Here is a 13,414-nt window from a genome sequence, read left to right as displayed (position 1 = left end):
CCCTTCCTGGGGGCACGAGGATTGCCCCCAGGAGGACCAGTGTTGAAGTAGGACATTTCAGTTTACAGGGATGGTTAGCGCCGTCCCGTTCCCTTTAGCCTGTGTGCATGCCTCTCGTCCCTACCGACGACACCACAGGCGTCACTCCCGCGTTCTGGACTCCCTCGATCACCAGGGCGGGCGAGGACGGCGAGATTCCCGAGCCCGCGGCCGCAGAGCCGCCGCAGGCGGAATCGCAGGGTGATACCCCGGATCCGGTCGGCGAGCCCGCCAGCGACGGTCTCACGCCCCCGGATGACGCCCCCGCCGAGACGCCGGACCCGCCTCCGGTCGACACACGCTCCGATTCGGACGCCGCGAACAGCACCGACGACACGCAACTATTACACAGGGTCGCTGATGCAGAACTCCCCGTGTTCCTCGATACGACCGGCCGCCGTCGGCGCCGCCTGCGGGCAGCACTCTGGCTGGTCAGCCTCGCCGGCCTGACGTACGCCACGATCCTCGTCGTCAGCATGCTCGGCGGTCACGGGGCACAGTCACACGCTTCCCCGGAGTTACGTCCGGGCGGCAAACAGTCGCCGCCGGCCACCGGCGCCCCGGTCGCCACCGCCCGGGCCGAACTCTCCCGCTCCGCGGCCGCGACCGTCGACACCGGACCGGCGGCACGAGCCACCGGCAGCGCACCCGCCGCCACCCCTCGGTCGACGCGCTCCGCCCCGGCCGCGAGCACTCGGCCCTCCGCCGCCCCCAGCAACCCTCCCGCGCCGACGCCGTCCGCCGCGGCGCCGAGCCCTTCGCCGAGCGGCAACGCCCTCGACGGCCTCCTGGACACCCTGTTCCCCTGGGCGTCCTGACCAGCGAACGCTACTAGTCGCATTTGCATAGTCACGCTCAGATACTTCGTCCGATGTCCGACACGCTCTCACTGTGAGTTACCTGATAGTCGAAGTCGTTGCGCCATCTCGGGTTTGTCCGGACTTACCGGGAATTCGCACCCCCGTCTGTCCGGATAGAACCGGAAATGGAGCTAACTGAGCGTGAGGTAAGGCTGCACCCGTGGGTCTTTAGTCTCGAAGCGTGAACACTGTCGCCCCCTCCGACATCACGCAGAGTCTCGAACCTCTCGGCGATGACGTGCTGACCTCGCGCTCGCCGGTTTTTGTCGACACGACCGGACGCCGCCGACGCCTGGTCCGGATCGTCGCCGGCTTCGTCTCCGCGTGCTGCTTGCTCTACACCGGACTGCTGGCCATCAGCTTGTTCACCGGCTCCTCGGTCGGCCTGGACACGCTGTTCCCGGCCGGAGACAAGGCCGCCGCCACCCGCACGGCGCCCAGCGCCGGTGCGGCGAGCTCGGACTCCGCGTCGGACACCGGCAACCTGTCCCGCGACACCGCAGCGGCACAGTCCGGTGATCAGGCCACTACGGACAGTGTCACCGCACCGGCCCCGAGCGCCACCGCGACGGCCAAGCCGTCCGCCGGCGCGACGAAGGCCCCGACGAAGGCTCCGACCACGGCGCCCACGACGGCGGCTCCGACCACCGCGCCGACGACCGCACCGACCACCGCGGCGCCGACGACGGCCCCGACCACGACCGCCCCGACGACGGCGCCGACGACCGCTCCGACCGCGGAAGCGCCAGGCACCGCCGCGGGCGGCGCGGCGACGACGCCGTAAGACCCGCGGAAACGACGATCGGCGGGAGAGCCCAGGGGGCTCTCCCGCCGATTTTGTTCGTACGCGGGGCGCGGAGCGTCAGGCCAGCGAGACGAGCTCCATCAGGTCGTCGGACCAGTTGTCCTCCACCCCGTCGGGCAGCAGGATCACCTTCTCCGGCTTCAACGCCTCGACCGCTCCGGGGTCGTGCGTCACCAGGACCACCGCTCCGGTGTACGTGGTGAGCGCGTCGAGCACCTGGGCCCGGCTCGCCGGGTCGAGGTTGTTCGTCGGCTCGTCCAGCAGCAGCACGTTCGCGGACGAGCTCACCAGCCCGGCCAGCGCCAGCCGGGTCTTCTCGCCACCGGAGAGCACCCCGGCCGGCTTGTTCACGTCGTCGCCGGAGAACAGGAACGCGCCGAGCAACCGGCGCAGCTCACCGTCGCTGCTGTCCGGCGCCGCCGCGCGGACGTTCTCCAGCACGGTCCGCTCGGTGTCCAGCGTCTCGTGCTCCTGGGCGTAGTAGCCGAGCTTGAGCCCGTGACCGGGCACGACCTCGCCGGTGTCGGGCTGCTCCATCCCGGAGAGCAGGCGCAGCAGCGTCGTCTTCCCGGCACCGTTCAGCCCGAGGACGACCACCCGGGTGCCCCGGTCGACGGCCAGGTCGACGTCGGTGAAGATCTCCAGCGAGCCGTAGCTCTTCGAGAGGCCCTCCGCGGTGAGCGGAGTCCGGCCGCACGGCGCAGGCGTCGGGAACCGCACCTTCGCCACCTTGTCCGAGACCCGCTCGTCGGCGAGCCCGGCCAGCAGCTTCTCGGCGCGCTTGGCCATGTTCTGCGCGGCGGTCGCCTTGGTGGCCTTCGCCCGCATCTTGTCGGCCTGGGACATCAGCGCGCCGGCCTTCTTCTCGGCGTTCGCGCGCTCGCGCTTGCGCCGCCGCTCGTCGGCCTCGCGCTGCGCGTGGTAGGCCTTCCACCCCAGGTTGTACTGGTCGACCTCGGCGCGGTTGGCGTCCAGGTACCAGACCTTGTTGACGACGGCGTCCAGCAGGTCGCCGTCGTGAGAGATCACGATCAGGCCGCTCTTGTGGCCCTTGAGGTAGTCGCGCAACCAGGTGATCGAGTCGGCGTCGAGGTGGTTCGTCGGCTCGTCGAGCAGTAGCGTCTCGGCGTCGGAGAACAGGATCCGGGCGAGCTCGACGCGGCGGCGCTGACCGCCGGAGAGCGTCCGGAGCGGCTGTGCGAGGACCCGGTCGGGCAGGCCCAGGTTCGCGCAGATCCGGGCGGCCTCGCTCTCGGCGGCGTAGCCGCCCAGCGCGGCGAACTGGTCCTCCAGCCGGCCGTACCGGCGGACCAGCTTGTCGCGGTCGGCGTCGGTCGCGGCCTCGGCCATCGCGATCTGCACCTTGTCCATGTCGTGCAGCAGGACGTCCAGCCCGCGGGCGGAGAGCACCCGGTCGCGGGCGGTGACGTCGAGGTCGCCGGTGCGCGGATCCTGCGGGAGGTAACCGACCTCACCCCGGCGCGAGACCTCGCCGGCGTACGGCATCCCTTCGCCCGCCAGCACCTTCAGCGTGGTGGTCTTGCCCGCGCCGTTGCGGCCGACGAGGCCGATCCGGTCGCCGGGCTGAACCCGCAGCGTGGTGTCGGACAGCAGGATGCGCGCACCGGCGCGCAGCTCCAAGCCGGTAACGGTGATCACGGGGAATTCCTCGCAGACGGACGGGCCGAAATGGAACAGGTCAGGCGAGGGTCGGTCTACGAGTGCACGTAGCCAGTCTACCCGTCTGCGCGGAGCGCTTTTCCGGCCGCTGGGTTGGCGCCGTCGCCTGCCGGGTACCGGACGGGCGCGCCCCCAGGAAGGCGGGGCACGGGACGGACGGTGCGTGCGATGGACTTCGACGAGGACGCCAATCTTGATCTCTCCAAGGTTGAGGATGCGCGCGGCGGCGGAGGCGGCTTCAGCGGCGGCCCGATGGTCGTCGGCGGCGGCGCGCTGGGGCTGATCGTCACCGTCGTGCTGGCCCTGCTCGGGTACAACACGCTCGGCGACGACTCGTCGAGCCCGGCGCCCAGCAGCTCGGCGAACCTGGCGCAGGAGTGCGCGGTGAGCAACGCCCAGCGGTTCGAGCTGGTCCAGTGCCGCCAGGTCGCGGTCTTCGACGATCTACGCGACTACTGGAGCACCGAGGGCACCAAGGCGCTCGGCGCGCAGTACGCGGACCCCCGGCTCCGCTTCTTCACCCAGGGCGTGAACACCGCGTGCGGTCAGGCCACGTCCGCGGTCGGCCCGTTCTACTGCCCCGGTGACCAGCGCATTTACATCGACCTCGGGTTCTACGACGAGCTGGCGCAGCGGTTCGGCGCGCCCGGCGAGTTCGCCCAGGCGTACGTGCTGGCCCACGAGTTCGGCCACCACATCCAGTACCTCACCGGGTTCGAGAGTGAGGTCCGCCGCCTCCAGCAGCGGGACCCCGGCAACGAGAACAAGTACTCGATCGCGCTGGAACTGCAGGCCGACTGTTTCGCCGGGGTGTGGACGCGGAACGCCTCGGGCGGAGCGCAGAGCCTGGTCGAGAGCGTCTCGGCCGAAGACATCAAGTCCGCGCTCCAGGCCGCCGGAGCGGTCGGCGACGACCGGATCCAAGAGCAGTCCGGTGGCCGGGTGAACCCCGAGACCTGGACGCACGGCTCGGCCGCCCAGCGCGAGCAGTGGTTCAACACCGGCCACTCCAGCGGCGATCCGAAGACGTGCAGCACGCTCGACCGGGTATGACATTCGTCATGGGATAGGCGTGAACGGCTCCCGGAACGTCGTGCATCGGCGCACGGTCCGGACGCTCCGAGCGCCACCACGCTGGAGGCATGGCGAACAACGCGCTGTCGAACTACCTCGCCGACCTGATGTCGTTCACGTCGGCGCCCACCGTCCCCCGTGAGCTGGCGGTCACCGTGTCCAGCCTCGTCTTACTCGGCGTGGTCTGGACGATCGTCGACGACCGGCAGTTCATGCTGATCTTGTCGGTCGTGTTCGGCCTGTACCTGGCCCTGCGGCTGGGCCTCGCCGCCCGGAAGCAGGGCGCCCGGTGAACGCCGTCGAGGTCCGCGAACTGACCCGCACCTACCGATCCGGTGCCGAGGCCGTCCGCGGGATCAGCTTCACGGTCCGGCCCGGAGGCGTGTTCGGCCTGCTCGGCACGAACGGCGCAGGCAAGACCTCCACGATGGACGTCGTCGCCGGGCTCGCATCCCCGACCACGGGCACCGTCCGGGTGCTCGGCCACGACCCGATCCGGGAGCGCCGGGCCGTCCGGCACCGCACCGGCGTCGTCCTGCAGTCCGGCGGGTTACCCGGCGAGCTGACCGTCGCCGAGGCCGTCCGGATGTGGTCGGGCACGATGCGCCGACCCCGGCCGGCCACCGAGGCGATCGAATCCGTCGACCTCGGCGCCCGACTGAACGTCCCGATCAAAAGCCTTTCCGGTGGCGAACGGCGTCGGCTGGACCTCGCGGTCGCGCTGCTCGGGCGCCCCGACCTGCTGCTGCTCGACGAACCCACGACCGGGCTCGACGCGGAGAGCCGCCGCCAGGTCTGGACGCTGATCCGCGCGCTGGTCGACGACGGCACCGCGGTGCTGCTCACCACGCACCACCTGGAGGAGGCCGAGGAGCTCTCGGACTCGCTGGCGATCCTGCACCGCGGCCGGATCGTCGCCGAGGGCACGCTCGACGAGGTCGTCGCCACCCACCGCGCGGAGATCCGCTGGGGTGCGGCGGCCGGCCGGCCGCCGGCCGGGGTTCTCGACGGCGAGGCCGTCGAGGTCAGCAGCAGGCACGTCGTGGTCCGCACCGGCACCCTGCAGCGGACGCTCGTCCGCGTGCTGTGCTGGGCCGAGGACACCGGCGTCGTGCTGCCCGAGCTGCGCGCCACCCCCGCGTCGCTGGAGACCGCGTTCCTGGCGCTGGCCCGCGGCGAAGAATCCGCTGACCGTGAGCTGGAGGGAGTCCGATGATCGCCAGGACCTACTCGCTGGGGCGCGCCGAAGTGCTGCTGCTGCGCCGCAACAAGACGCTGCTGTTCACCGCGTTGCTGGTGCCGCTCGGCCTGGTCGGGGCGCTGGCCACCGCCGGGGACGGTGGAGCGCCCGACGACAGCGAAGCCGCGACCATGGTCGGCCTGTTCATCGGCATGGTGCTGCTGTTCGTCGTCTACTACACCGTGCTCAGCGGTTCGGTGGCGCGCCGCGAGGAGGGTGTGCTGCAGCGCCTGCGGACCGGGGAGGCTTCCGACGCCGAGATCCTGACCGCGACATCGCTGCCCGGCTCGGTCGTAGCGCTCGTCCAGGTCCTGCTGTTCGCGGCCGTCGGCGGGGTGGTGCTCGGCCTGCCGGTTCCGCACAACCCGGTCATCGTGCTGTTCGCGGTGCTTCTCGGCGCGGCCGTGTTCGCGGTCGTCGCGCTGCTCACCGCGGTGATCTCCCGGACCGTGGAGTCCGTGCAGATCACCAGCCTGCCGGTGCTCGCGGTCTGCCTGTTCGGCGCCGGCCTGGTGGTTCCGCTGGAGGAGCTACCGCCGGCCGTCGAGCGGATCTGCGGGTTCACGCCGCTGGCCGCCGTGCTCGAGCTGGTGCGGGACGGCTGGCTGGGCCCGGTCGACTGGGTCTCCGCGGCCGGACAGACCGGGATCCTGCTGGCCTGGATCGCGGCGGGCGTCCTACTGATCCGGACGTCGTTCCGCTGGTCGCCCAGGGCATGATCTGGGCTTGGGGGTGAGCCGCATGGCGTTACATCGATGGTGGCGCGAGGCCGACGACGTCGCGCGCGTCACGCTCTACACGCGGTGCTCGATGTTTCCGCTCGCCGCCGTCGGGCCGTTCGTCGTCGGCTCGATCCCGGCGTCGCGGGCAGGCGAGATCACCGGCCCGGTGCGGACGACGCTGGTCGCGGTGGTCCTGGCGGTGTCGGTCGTCGTGCTGTACGTGCTCGACCGTCTGGTCACCGGCCACTCGCTGCGGCGCCGGGACTACTGGGTCTGGGGCGGCGCCGTGCTGGCCGGGGCGCTGATCGTGAGCCTGGCGCCGATCGGGAACGCCCGCGGGCCCGGCCTGGTGCTGATCGCGGCGTTCGGGCTCGCTCCGCTCGGCGGCTGGGGCGCCCGCTATTACGTGCCGGTCGGCGCCGTGGTGGCGGTCGCGATCGCGCTGCAGTCCGACGCCCGGCACGACGGGCCCGGCCTGATGTTCGAGGTCGCGTTCTTCGTGCTGGCCGTCCTGGTCGCGGTGGCGTCCGCGGTGCAGCTCTCGCTCTGGCTGGTCAACGTCGTGCGGCGGCTCGCGGACGCCGACCGCACGCGGGCCGAGCTCGCGGTCGCCGAGGAGCGCCTGCGGTTCGCCCGCGACCTGCACGACATCGTCGGGCGCGACCTCTCGGCGATCGCGATGACCAGTGATCTCGCCGCCGAACTGGCCCGGCGCGGCCGCCCGGAGGCCGCGGAACGCGCCGAGGAGGCGCGGAACATCGCCCAGGAATCGCTGCGGCAGGTGCGGGCCGCCGTGCGCGGATACCGCGCGGTCGACCTGCGGACCGAGCTCGAGGGGTCGGCGGCGCTGCTGCGTTCCGCCGGGGTGACCAGCCGGATCAGCGCCGAGGTCGCCACGCTGCCGGACGACGTCCGGACCGCGGCGGCGTGGGTGGTGCGCGAGGGCGTGACGAACGTGGTGCGGCACTCGGCGGCGACGCTGTGCCGCATCGAGGTACGGGAACAGGACGGCAACGTGCGGGTGCGCATCGAGAACGACGGCGCGAGCGGCCCACTCGGCCACGGATCCGGGCTGGCGGGGCTGGCCGAACGGCTCCGTCCGCTCGGCGGCGAGCTGACGTTCGAGCAGCGGGACGGGGTGTTTGTGCTCTGCGCGGACCTCCCGGCCAACGCGGTGGTCGAGGAGGCACGGGTTTGATCCGGGTACTGCTGGCCGACGACGAGAACCTGGTGCGCAGCGCGATCGCCGGGCTGCTCGACCTGCAGGACGACCTGCTGATCGTGGCGCAGGCGGCGTCCGGGGCCGAGGCGATCGCGATGGCATGCAAGGAGCTGCCGGACGTCGCGGTGCTCGATCTGCAGATGCCCGGCGCCGACGGGCTGGCCGCGGCCGCGGGCATCCACGCCGACGTCCCGGGCTGCGCCACGATGGTGCTGACCAGCCACGGACGGCCCGGCTACCTGAAGCGTGCGCTCGAGATCGGCGTGCGGGGGTTCCTCCCGAAGACGTCGTCCGGCTCGGTGCTGGCGGCCGCGATCCGGACGGTGGCCGGCGGCGGCCGGTACGTCGACCCGGAGCTGGCTGCGGACGCGATCGCCGCCGGGGAGAGCCCGCTCACCCCGCGGGAGGCCGACGTGCTGGAGCTGGCCGCCGACGGCGCGACGATCGAGGAGATCGCGGTCCGCGTCTCGCTCTCCCCCGGCACCGTGCGGAACCACCTGTCGTCCGCGACCGGGAAGCTCGGCGCCCAGAACCGGCACGAGGCCGTCGCGGCGGCCCGCCGCTCCGGCTGGATCTAGAGTCCCATCGCACGTGCGACGTGCGCTGTTTCCCGTGCCAGCTCGTCCGGCGGCACGGGATCGGCGCCCGGGAACGGGGTCAGCACGATCTCGCCGTCGAGGACTTCCCACACGCCGACGATCCGCCCGTTCACGACGACGATCGGGGAGATCCACCCGGCGGTACGGCTCACCGCCGCCCGGTGCGCCTTCGCGAGCAGCGCCTCGTCGTTGGTTCCCGTACCGAGGACGTACTGGTCGAAACCGCCGAGCAGGCGGACGGTCGTGCACTCGGGAGTGTCGGCGAGCTCGTCCGCGTGCTCGGTCAGGATCAGCGTCCGGCGTCCCTCCACGTCGACCTCGGTCAGCGTGTCGCCCAGGTCAGCGAACCACCGGCGCAGACGCGGCCTGCTGGTGCCGTTACGCGACAGCCAGCCGTCGAACGCCTCCGGGGTGGCGGGGCCGTAGGCACCCAGGTACGCCGCGATCACGGCGGGGGCGGCCTCGTCGGGCTCCGGTCGCTGTTTCCACTCCGGGAACTGGCTCGCCGGATTCGTGAACGTGATCCGGCTGCCCTGGTTGGGGCCGTGGCAGAGCACTCCCCGCCACGCCAGCGGCTTGAGGACCTGGCCCCACCCCGAGCGCAGCTGGGTCTCCAACCCGGCGAACCGCTCGTCCCGGACGATCTCGGTGACCAGCTGGTCGCGGGTGAGCACCGCGCCGTCGAGGACGTCCCCGACCTTCTCGGTCAGCTCGTCGATCTGCTCCGGCGTGACGCCCGCGACCCGCTGCCACGAGGGTTTGCGCCAGAAGCCGCCGGTCTCCAGCAGCGACAGGTAGGCGCCCGCCTCACTCGGCCGCAGCAGGTGCAGGGTTCCGCGCATGGCCCAGGTCTTCATCAGTGACCGATCGGCCAGGGCCCCCGCGACACCGTCCCGCTCGGGTGCGGATCGCCGCAGGCCGACCGCCGTCTCGGCGGCACTCGCGACCTGCGCCTGGACACCGCACAGCCGGCTGACGATCTCGGTCGCCGGGCGGGTGGTGCGCGGGTCCAGGTACTGCCGCCGCATCCGCCACGCGAAGACCTGCTCCCAACTGACCTTCACGCCGCCTCCTCTCTCGCGTCGAACGAACGTCACACGACCGCGACGGCGTCGATCTCGACGAGGAACCCGGGCGCCAGCGCGGAGACCAGGTGCACCGTGATGGCCGGGGGCGGGTCGGCCGGGTTCCAAACCTTCTGGAACGCCGCCACGCCCTCCTCGATCGGGTGCCCGTCCACCGCCGCGATGCGCCAGTGGACGACGTTCGCCAGGCTCGCGCCCTCGCTCTCCAGGATCGTCGCGATGTTCCGGAGCGCTCGTTCGGCCTGCTCGGCCAGCGTAGGTCCGACGACTGCGCCCTCGGCGTCGACTCCGTTCTGCCCGCCGATGTAGATCGTCTTCGCCGGCTGTTCGACGACGACGGCCTGGCTGAACGCCGGGCTGCGGTGGAGCCCTTCCGGGTTGATGTGTCGTACCGCCATGACGACCTCCTCCTCGCGTTGACACCAGTTTTACCGGTGTCGCCTACAACACTGGTTATAGTGGTTACATGCGAGTGAGCGCAACCGGGCGGCGACTGCACGACCCCAAGGGCGGGTCGTTCTGGTTCGACGCCGGCGCCGTCTGCCTGGACTTCGCCCACAGCGGCGGCGAAGGCCAGTACGCGGTGTTCGAAACCCTCCACGAGCCCACCGACCTGGCCGAATGGCTGGCTCAGCCGCCGCTGTCCGCGGAGGTGCCCGCGACCCATCGCGACCTGGCCGCGGCCAAGAAGCTGCGCCAGGCCATCTGGGAAACGGCACACGCCCAAGCCGCGCGTCAGGCGCTCCCGATCGACGCCGTCGCGACGATCAACCGCTTCGCGGCCGTGGCGCCGCTGGTCCCCCAACTCGCTGCGGACGGCACGGCCGCGGCCTGGGCGGCTCCGGTGCGGGCTTCGCAGGTGCTGTCGACGCTGGCGCGGGAGATGATCGACCTGCTGACCGGGCCGTACGCCGAGCGTTTCCGCGAGTGCGCGAGCGACAACTGCCCGTTGGTGTTCGTCGACTCGTCCCGCCCCGGCGCCCGGCGGTGGTGCGCGATGGAGCGGTGCGGCAACCGCCACAAGCTCCGGGCACACCGGGCGCGGAAGTCCTAGGGCGTCAGCCGGATCCGGACCGCTCGGAACGCGGCCGGGGTCGCCTCCAGCACGTCTCGGCGCGGATCGGGGACCGTGAGGAAACGCTCGACGGCTCGCTCCCGGAGCGGGGCCAGCGCCGGGGTGGCCAGCGTGGCGTCCACCGCCGTGCGGTCGCCGCCGAGCACGACCGCGTCCAGGGTGGTGACCTCGGGGAGCAGGATCCGGGCAGCGGTGGCCGCCGCGGCGTCGGTGAGCTGCCGCGCCTGGCCCTCGCGCCGACGGGCGAATCGCTGCTGCGACCAGCCACCGGCCTTGTTCCGGCCGTGCACCTGACGGGTGTCGACCTTGGACGTCACCAGCCGGACGCCCTCGAACACCCCCGCGGCGTACCCGCCGAGCCGCACCAGCAGCACACCGACCCGCCGGTCACGACACGCATGAGCGATCAACGCGTCGAGCGGGTCGCGCCCCTCGGCCGGGTCGGGCGCCTCGGCCGGGTCGCGTTCCTCGGCCGGGAGCGGCGGGAACGGGACGTGGCACTCGGCGACCGCCTCGTCGGCCCCGACGAGCGTGACGATTCCCGCCGACGCCTCGGCCCGCACGGCGCCGTGCCGTTCGGCGAACCCGGCGAACCACCGCTGCAGCCGCTCCGGCGGCACCTCGACCCAGCGCCCTCCCCCAGCGGCCGGCTTTCCCTTCGTCACGAGGGCCACCCTAATAATCGGTTGGACGCGGTCCGCGGCCGGTGTGTCCTTGCTCGGTGGGGGCCTACCGCGTGTTCCTCGGGCTGCGGTGCACGCTGGCAGCGTGTACCGGGCTCGTCTACACGACGATCGTGGTCTACCGGGTGGACGCCGCCGGGCTCGATCCGCTGCAGTTGGTGCTGGTGGGCACGGCGCTGGAGGCCGCGTACTTCGCGTTCCAGCTGCCGACCGGCGTACTCGCCGATCTCGGGCACAACCGCGCGTGTGTGATCGCCGGTGTCGCGGTGCTCGGCGTCGGATGTGTGGTCGAGGCGCTGCTGCCGCTGTTTCTCGGCATCCTGGCCGCGCAGGTGATCGGGGCGCTGGGATACGCGCTGGTCAGCGGAGCGCTGGAGGCATGGATCGCCGGCGAGGTCGAGGGAGCCGGCGAGGGCGGGACCGCAGGTGAGGTCGGCGCCGCGGGTGAAAGCGGGACCGCAGGTGATGGCGGGACCGCGGGTGCGGGCGGGACCGCCGGCCTCACCCGGGTGTACCTGCGCGGGTCGCAGGCCGGGCTGATCGGGACGCTCGGCGGTACCGCGGTCAGCGGGCTGGTCGCCGGGGTGCGCACGAGCCTGCCGCTGCTGGTCGGCGGCGGCGTGTTGATCGCGACGGCGGTGGTGCTCACGCTCGTGATGCCGGAACGTGCCCGGCCGCGTTCGGCCGAGGCCGAGGCCGGAGCCGGAGCCGAGCCGGGGGCCGAGGCCGAGCCGGGGGCAGTGGACACCGTGCGGGCCGCCTGGGGGCTGATCCGGGTGCGACCGGCGTTCCTGCTGGTGTTCGCCGTCGTCGCGCTCGTCGGCGGCTGGAGCGAGGCGATCGACCGGCTCTGGGGAGCGCATCTCCTCGAGACCTACCGGCTCCCCGGCCCGGACGCCACGACCTGGTTCAGCGTCCTCGGTGTCGCGGCGACACTGCTCGGGCTCGTCGTCACGCAGCTCATCGCCACCCGGGCGAAGGACGCGGACACGATGGGGATACTGCTCGGCGTCGTCGCGGCGCTCCTCGTGACGACGGTCGTGTTCGGGCTGGCGACGAACGTCTACCTGGCGATCGGCGCCGCGCTGGCGCTGGCCGCGGCCCGGACCGCGTTCGCACCGGTGCTGACCGCGTGGCTGGTCGAGCGCACCGACCCCTCGGTCCGCGCGACCGTGCTGTCCACCCGCGACATGTTCGACGCCACCGGCCAGGTCGTGGGCGGCCCGGCACTCGGCGCGATCGGCACGTACTGGTCCCTCCGGGCGGCCCTGGTCGTCAGCGCCGCCGCCCTGGCCCCCGCGGCCGCCCTGCTCCTCGCCGCCCGGCGGCGTCTCCGACGATCGGGCCCCCGCTCGCTCCCAGCGGCCGCGCCGCGGCCCGCCGCACAGCCGCTGCCCGCCGCACCGCCGGGCGCCGCAGCGCGGCCGGGCGCTGAGACGCGAAACCCCGCCGCCCCTGAGGGGGCGGCGGGGCCGGAAACTCGGCGGTGCCGCGTCAGACGTTGAAGCCGAGTGCCCTGAGCTGCTCGCGGCCGTCGTCGGTGATCTTGTCCGGGCCCCACGGCGGCATCCAGACCCAGTTGACCCGGAAGTCCTCCACCAGGCCGCCGCTCACCAGCGCCGCCCTGGTCTGGTCCTCGATCACGTCGGTCAGCGGACAGGCCGCCGACGTCAGCGTCATGTCCAGCGTGGCGACGTTCGCGTCGTCCACGTGGATGCCGTAGACGAGGCCCAGGTCCACCACGTTGATGCCCAGCTCGGGGTCGACCACGTCCCGCATGGCCTCCTCGACGTCCTCGACCTTGGCGATGTCGAGCGCCGCACCACCGGGCGCCGTCGGCGCCGTCGGCTCAGTCATGCCGTCGTCCTCTCCGGCGCGGCCGCCGCCTGGGCGGTCGCATCCTTGAAAGCCATCCACGCCAGCAGCGCGCACTTCACCCGCGCCGGGTACTTCGCGACGCCGGCGAACGCGACCGCGTCCTCCAGCACGTCCTCGTCCGGTTCGATCTGACCGCGCGACTGCAGCAGCTCGACGAACGTGTCGACGGTCTTGAAAGCGTCCTCCACCGACTGCCCGACGAGCAACTCGTGCAGGACCGACGCCGATGCCTGGCTGATCGAGCACCCGGCGCCGTCGTACGAGACGTCGGCGACGTTCCCGGTGTCCAGGTGCACCCGCAGCGTCACCTCGTCACCGCAGGTCGGGTTGACGTGGTGCACCTGCGCCTCGAACGGGTCACGCAGACCACGTCCGTGCGGGTGCTTGTAGTGGTCCAGGATGATCTCCTGGTACATCGCGTCGCCGAAGAGGCCGCTCATCCTTCGCCCTTC

16 protein-coding genes are annotated in these 13,414 nt (G+C 72.2%); 10 read left to right on the top strand and 6 right to left on the bottom strand.

Annotated elements, in window-relative coordinates; genetic code table 11:
* The first annotated feature begins 107 nt into the window (after window positions 1-107).
* The gene (locus BUB75_RS03590; RefSeq protein WP_073251332.1) at window positions 108-857 is read left to right on the top strand and encodes a hypothetical protein; all 750 of its coding nucleotides are present in this window, start codon (window positions 108-110) and stop codon (window positions 855-857) included.
* A 223-nt stretch (window positions 858-1,080) separates the two neighbouring features.
* Window positions 1,081-1,683 (top strand): hypothetical protein, encoded by a 603-nt coding sequence (locus BUB75_RS46055; protein ID WP_178379754.1) that lies wholly within the window; start codon window positions 1,081-1,083, stop codon window positions 1,681-1,683.
* A gap of 78 nt (window positions 1,684-1,761) precedes the next feature.
* Here the strand turns inward: BUB75_RS46055 and BUB75_RS03580 are convergent, their stop codons facing one another.
* Entirely contained in the window at window positions 1,762-3,363 is a 1,602-nt protein-coding gene (locus BUB75_RS03580) for an ABC-F family ATP-binding cassette domain-containing protein (protein WP_073251328.1), read from the bottom strand.
* A 189-nt stretch (window positions 3,364-3,552) separates the two neighbouring features.
* Between BUB75_RS03580 and ypfJ the strand changes: the two genes are divergently transcribed.
* The 6 genes from ypfJ (at window position 3,553) to BUB75_RS03550 (ending at window position 8,220) form a co-directional block, all read left to right on the top strand.
* Window positions 3,553-4,437 carry a KPN_02809 family neutral zinc metallopeptidase gene (gene ypfJ / locus BUB75_RS03575; RefSeq protein ID WP_073251326.1) on the top strand — a complete coding sequence of 295 codons (885 nt, stop codon included), beginning with the start codon at window positions 3,553-3,555 and terminating at the stop codon, window positions 4,435-4,437.
* A gap of 89 nt (window positions 4,438-4,526) precedes the next feature.
* Window positions 4,527-4,751, top strand: coding sequence for a hypothetical protein (locus tag BUB75_RS03570; protein WP_073251324.1), 225 nt, complete (start codon window positions 4,527-4,529; stop codon window positions 4,749-4,751).
* On the top strand, window positions 4,748-5,674 hold the full coding sequence (locus tag BUB75_RS03565; protein ID WP_073251322.1) for an ABC transporter ATP-binding protein: 927 nt from the start codon (window positions 4,748-4,750) through the stop codon (window positions 5,672-5,674). The genes BUB75_RS03570 and BUB75_RS03565 overlap by 4 nt, the downstream gene beginning before the upstream one ends.
* Window positions 5,671-6,417: an ABC transporter permease gene (locus BUB75_RS03560; RefSeq protein ID WP_073251320.1), complete on the top strand. Its 747-nt coding sequence runs from the start codon at window positions 5,671-5,673 to the stop codon at window positions 6,415-6,417. Before BUB75_RS03565 ends, BUB75_RS03560 begins: the two co-directional genes overlap by 4 nt.
* Window positions 6,418-6,439: 22 nt before the next feature.
* Window positions 6,440-7,618, top strand: coding sequence for a sensor histidine kinase (locus tag BUB75_RS03555; RefSeq protein WP_073251318.1), 1,179 nt, complete (start codon window positions 6,440-6,442; stop codon window positions 7,616-7,618).
* On the top strand, window positions 7,615-8,220 hold the full coding sequence (locus BUB75_RS03550; RefSeq protein WP_073251316.1) for a response regulator transcription factor: 606 nt from the start codon (window positions 7,615-7,617) through the stop codon (window positions 8,218-8,220). The genes BUB75_RS03555 and BUB75_RS03550 overlap by 4 nt, the downstream gene beginning before the upstream one ends.
* Here the strand turns inward: BUB75_RS03550 and BUB75_RS03545 are convergent.
* Window positions 8,217-9,305 (bottom strand): winged helix DNA-binding domain-containing protein, encoded by a 1,089-nt coding sequence (locus BUB75_RS03545; protein WP_143175003.1) that lies wholly within the window; start codon window positions 9,303-9,305, stop codon window positions 8,217-8,219. The two genes, BUB75_RS03550 and BUB75_RS03545, sit on opposite strands and share 4 nt — an antisense overlap.
* 29 nt (window positions 9,306-9,334) lie before the next feature.
* Window positions 9,335-9,724, bottom strand: coding sequence for a RidA family protein (locus tag BUB75_RS03540; RefSeq protein WP_073251313.1), 390 nt, complete (start codon window positions 9,722-9,724; stop codon window positions 9,335-9,337).
* Window positions 9,725-9,792: 68 nt separating this feature from the next.
* On the opposite strand from BUB75_RS03540, the gene BUB75_RS03535 reads away from it, so the two are divergent.
* Window positions 9,793-10,380, top strand: a complete 588-nt coding sequence (locus BUB75_RS03535; RefSeq protein ID WP_073251311.1) for a CGNR zinc finger domain-containing protein — start codon at window positions 9,793-9,795, stop codon at window positions 10,378-10,380.
* On the opposite strand, the gene BUB75_RS03530 is transcribed toward BUB75_RS03535, so the two are convergent.
* Window positions 10,377-11,066 (bottom strand): acVLRF1 family peptidyl-tRNA hydrolase, encoded by a 690-nt coding sequence (locus tag BUB75_RS03530; protein WP_073252729.1) that lies wholly within the window; start codon window positions 11,064-11,066, stop codon window positions 10,377-10,379. The two genes, BUB75_RS03535 and BUB75_RS03530, sit on opposite strands and share 4 nt — an antisense overlap.
* Before the next feature lie 56 nt (window positions 11,067-11,122).
* Here BUB75_RS03530 and BUB75_RS03525 point away from each other — a divergent pair, with 56 nt between their 5' ends.
* Complete coding sequence (locus tag BUB75_RS03525; protein WP_073251309.1) at window positions 11,123-12,589, top strand: MFS transporter; 1,467 nt, start codon at window positions 11,123-11,125, stop codon at window positions 12,587-12,589.
* On the opposite strand, the gene BUB75_RS03520 is transcribed toward BUB75_RS03525, so the two are convergent.
* A complete protein-coding gene (locus tag BUB75_RS03520) occupies window positions 12,579-12,941 on the bottom strand; it encodes a metal-sulfur cluster assembly factor (RefSeq protein WP_073251307.1) in 363 nt (120 codons plus the stop codon). The two genes, BUB75_RS03525 and BUB75_RS03520, sit on opposite strands and share 11 nt — an antisense overlap.
* Window positions 12,938-13,402: a Fe-S cluster assembly sulfur transfer protein SufU gene (sufU, locus tag BUB75_RS03515; protein WP_073251305.1), complete on the bottom strand. Its 465-nt coding sequence runs from the start codon at window positions 13,400-13,402 to the stop codon at window positions 12,938-12,940. Before sufU ends, BUB75_RS03520 begins: the two co-directional genes overlap by 4 nt.
* Window positions 13,403-13,414 lie beyond the last annotated feature (12 nt).

Source organism: Cryptosporangium aurantiacum, from assembly GCF_900143005.1.
In the GTDB taxonomy this organism is placed as follows: Bacteria; Actinomycetota; Actinomycetes; order Mycobacteriales; family Cryptosporangiaceae; genus Cryptosporangium; species Cryptosporangium aurantiacum.
This window is presented reverse-complemented; position numbering and strand designations above follow the sequence as displayed.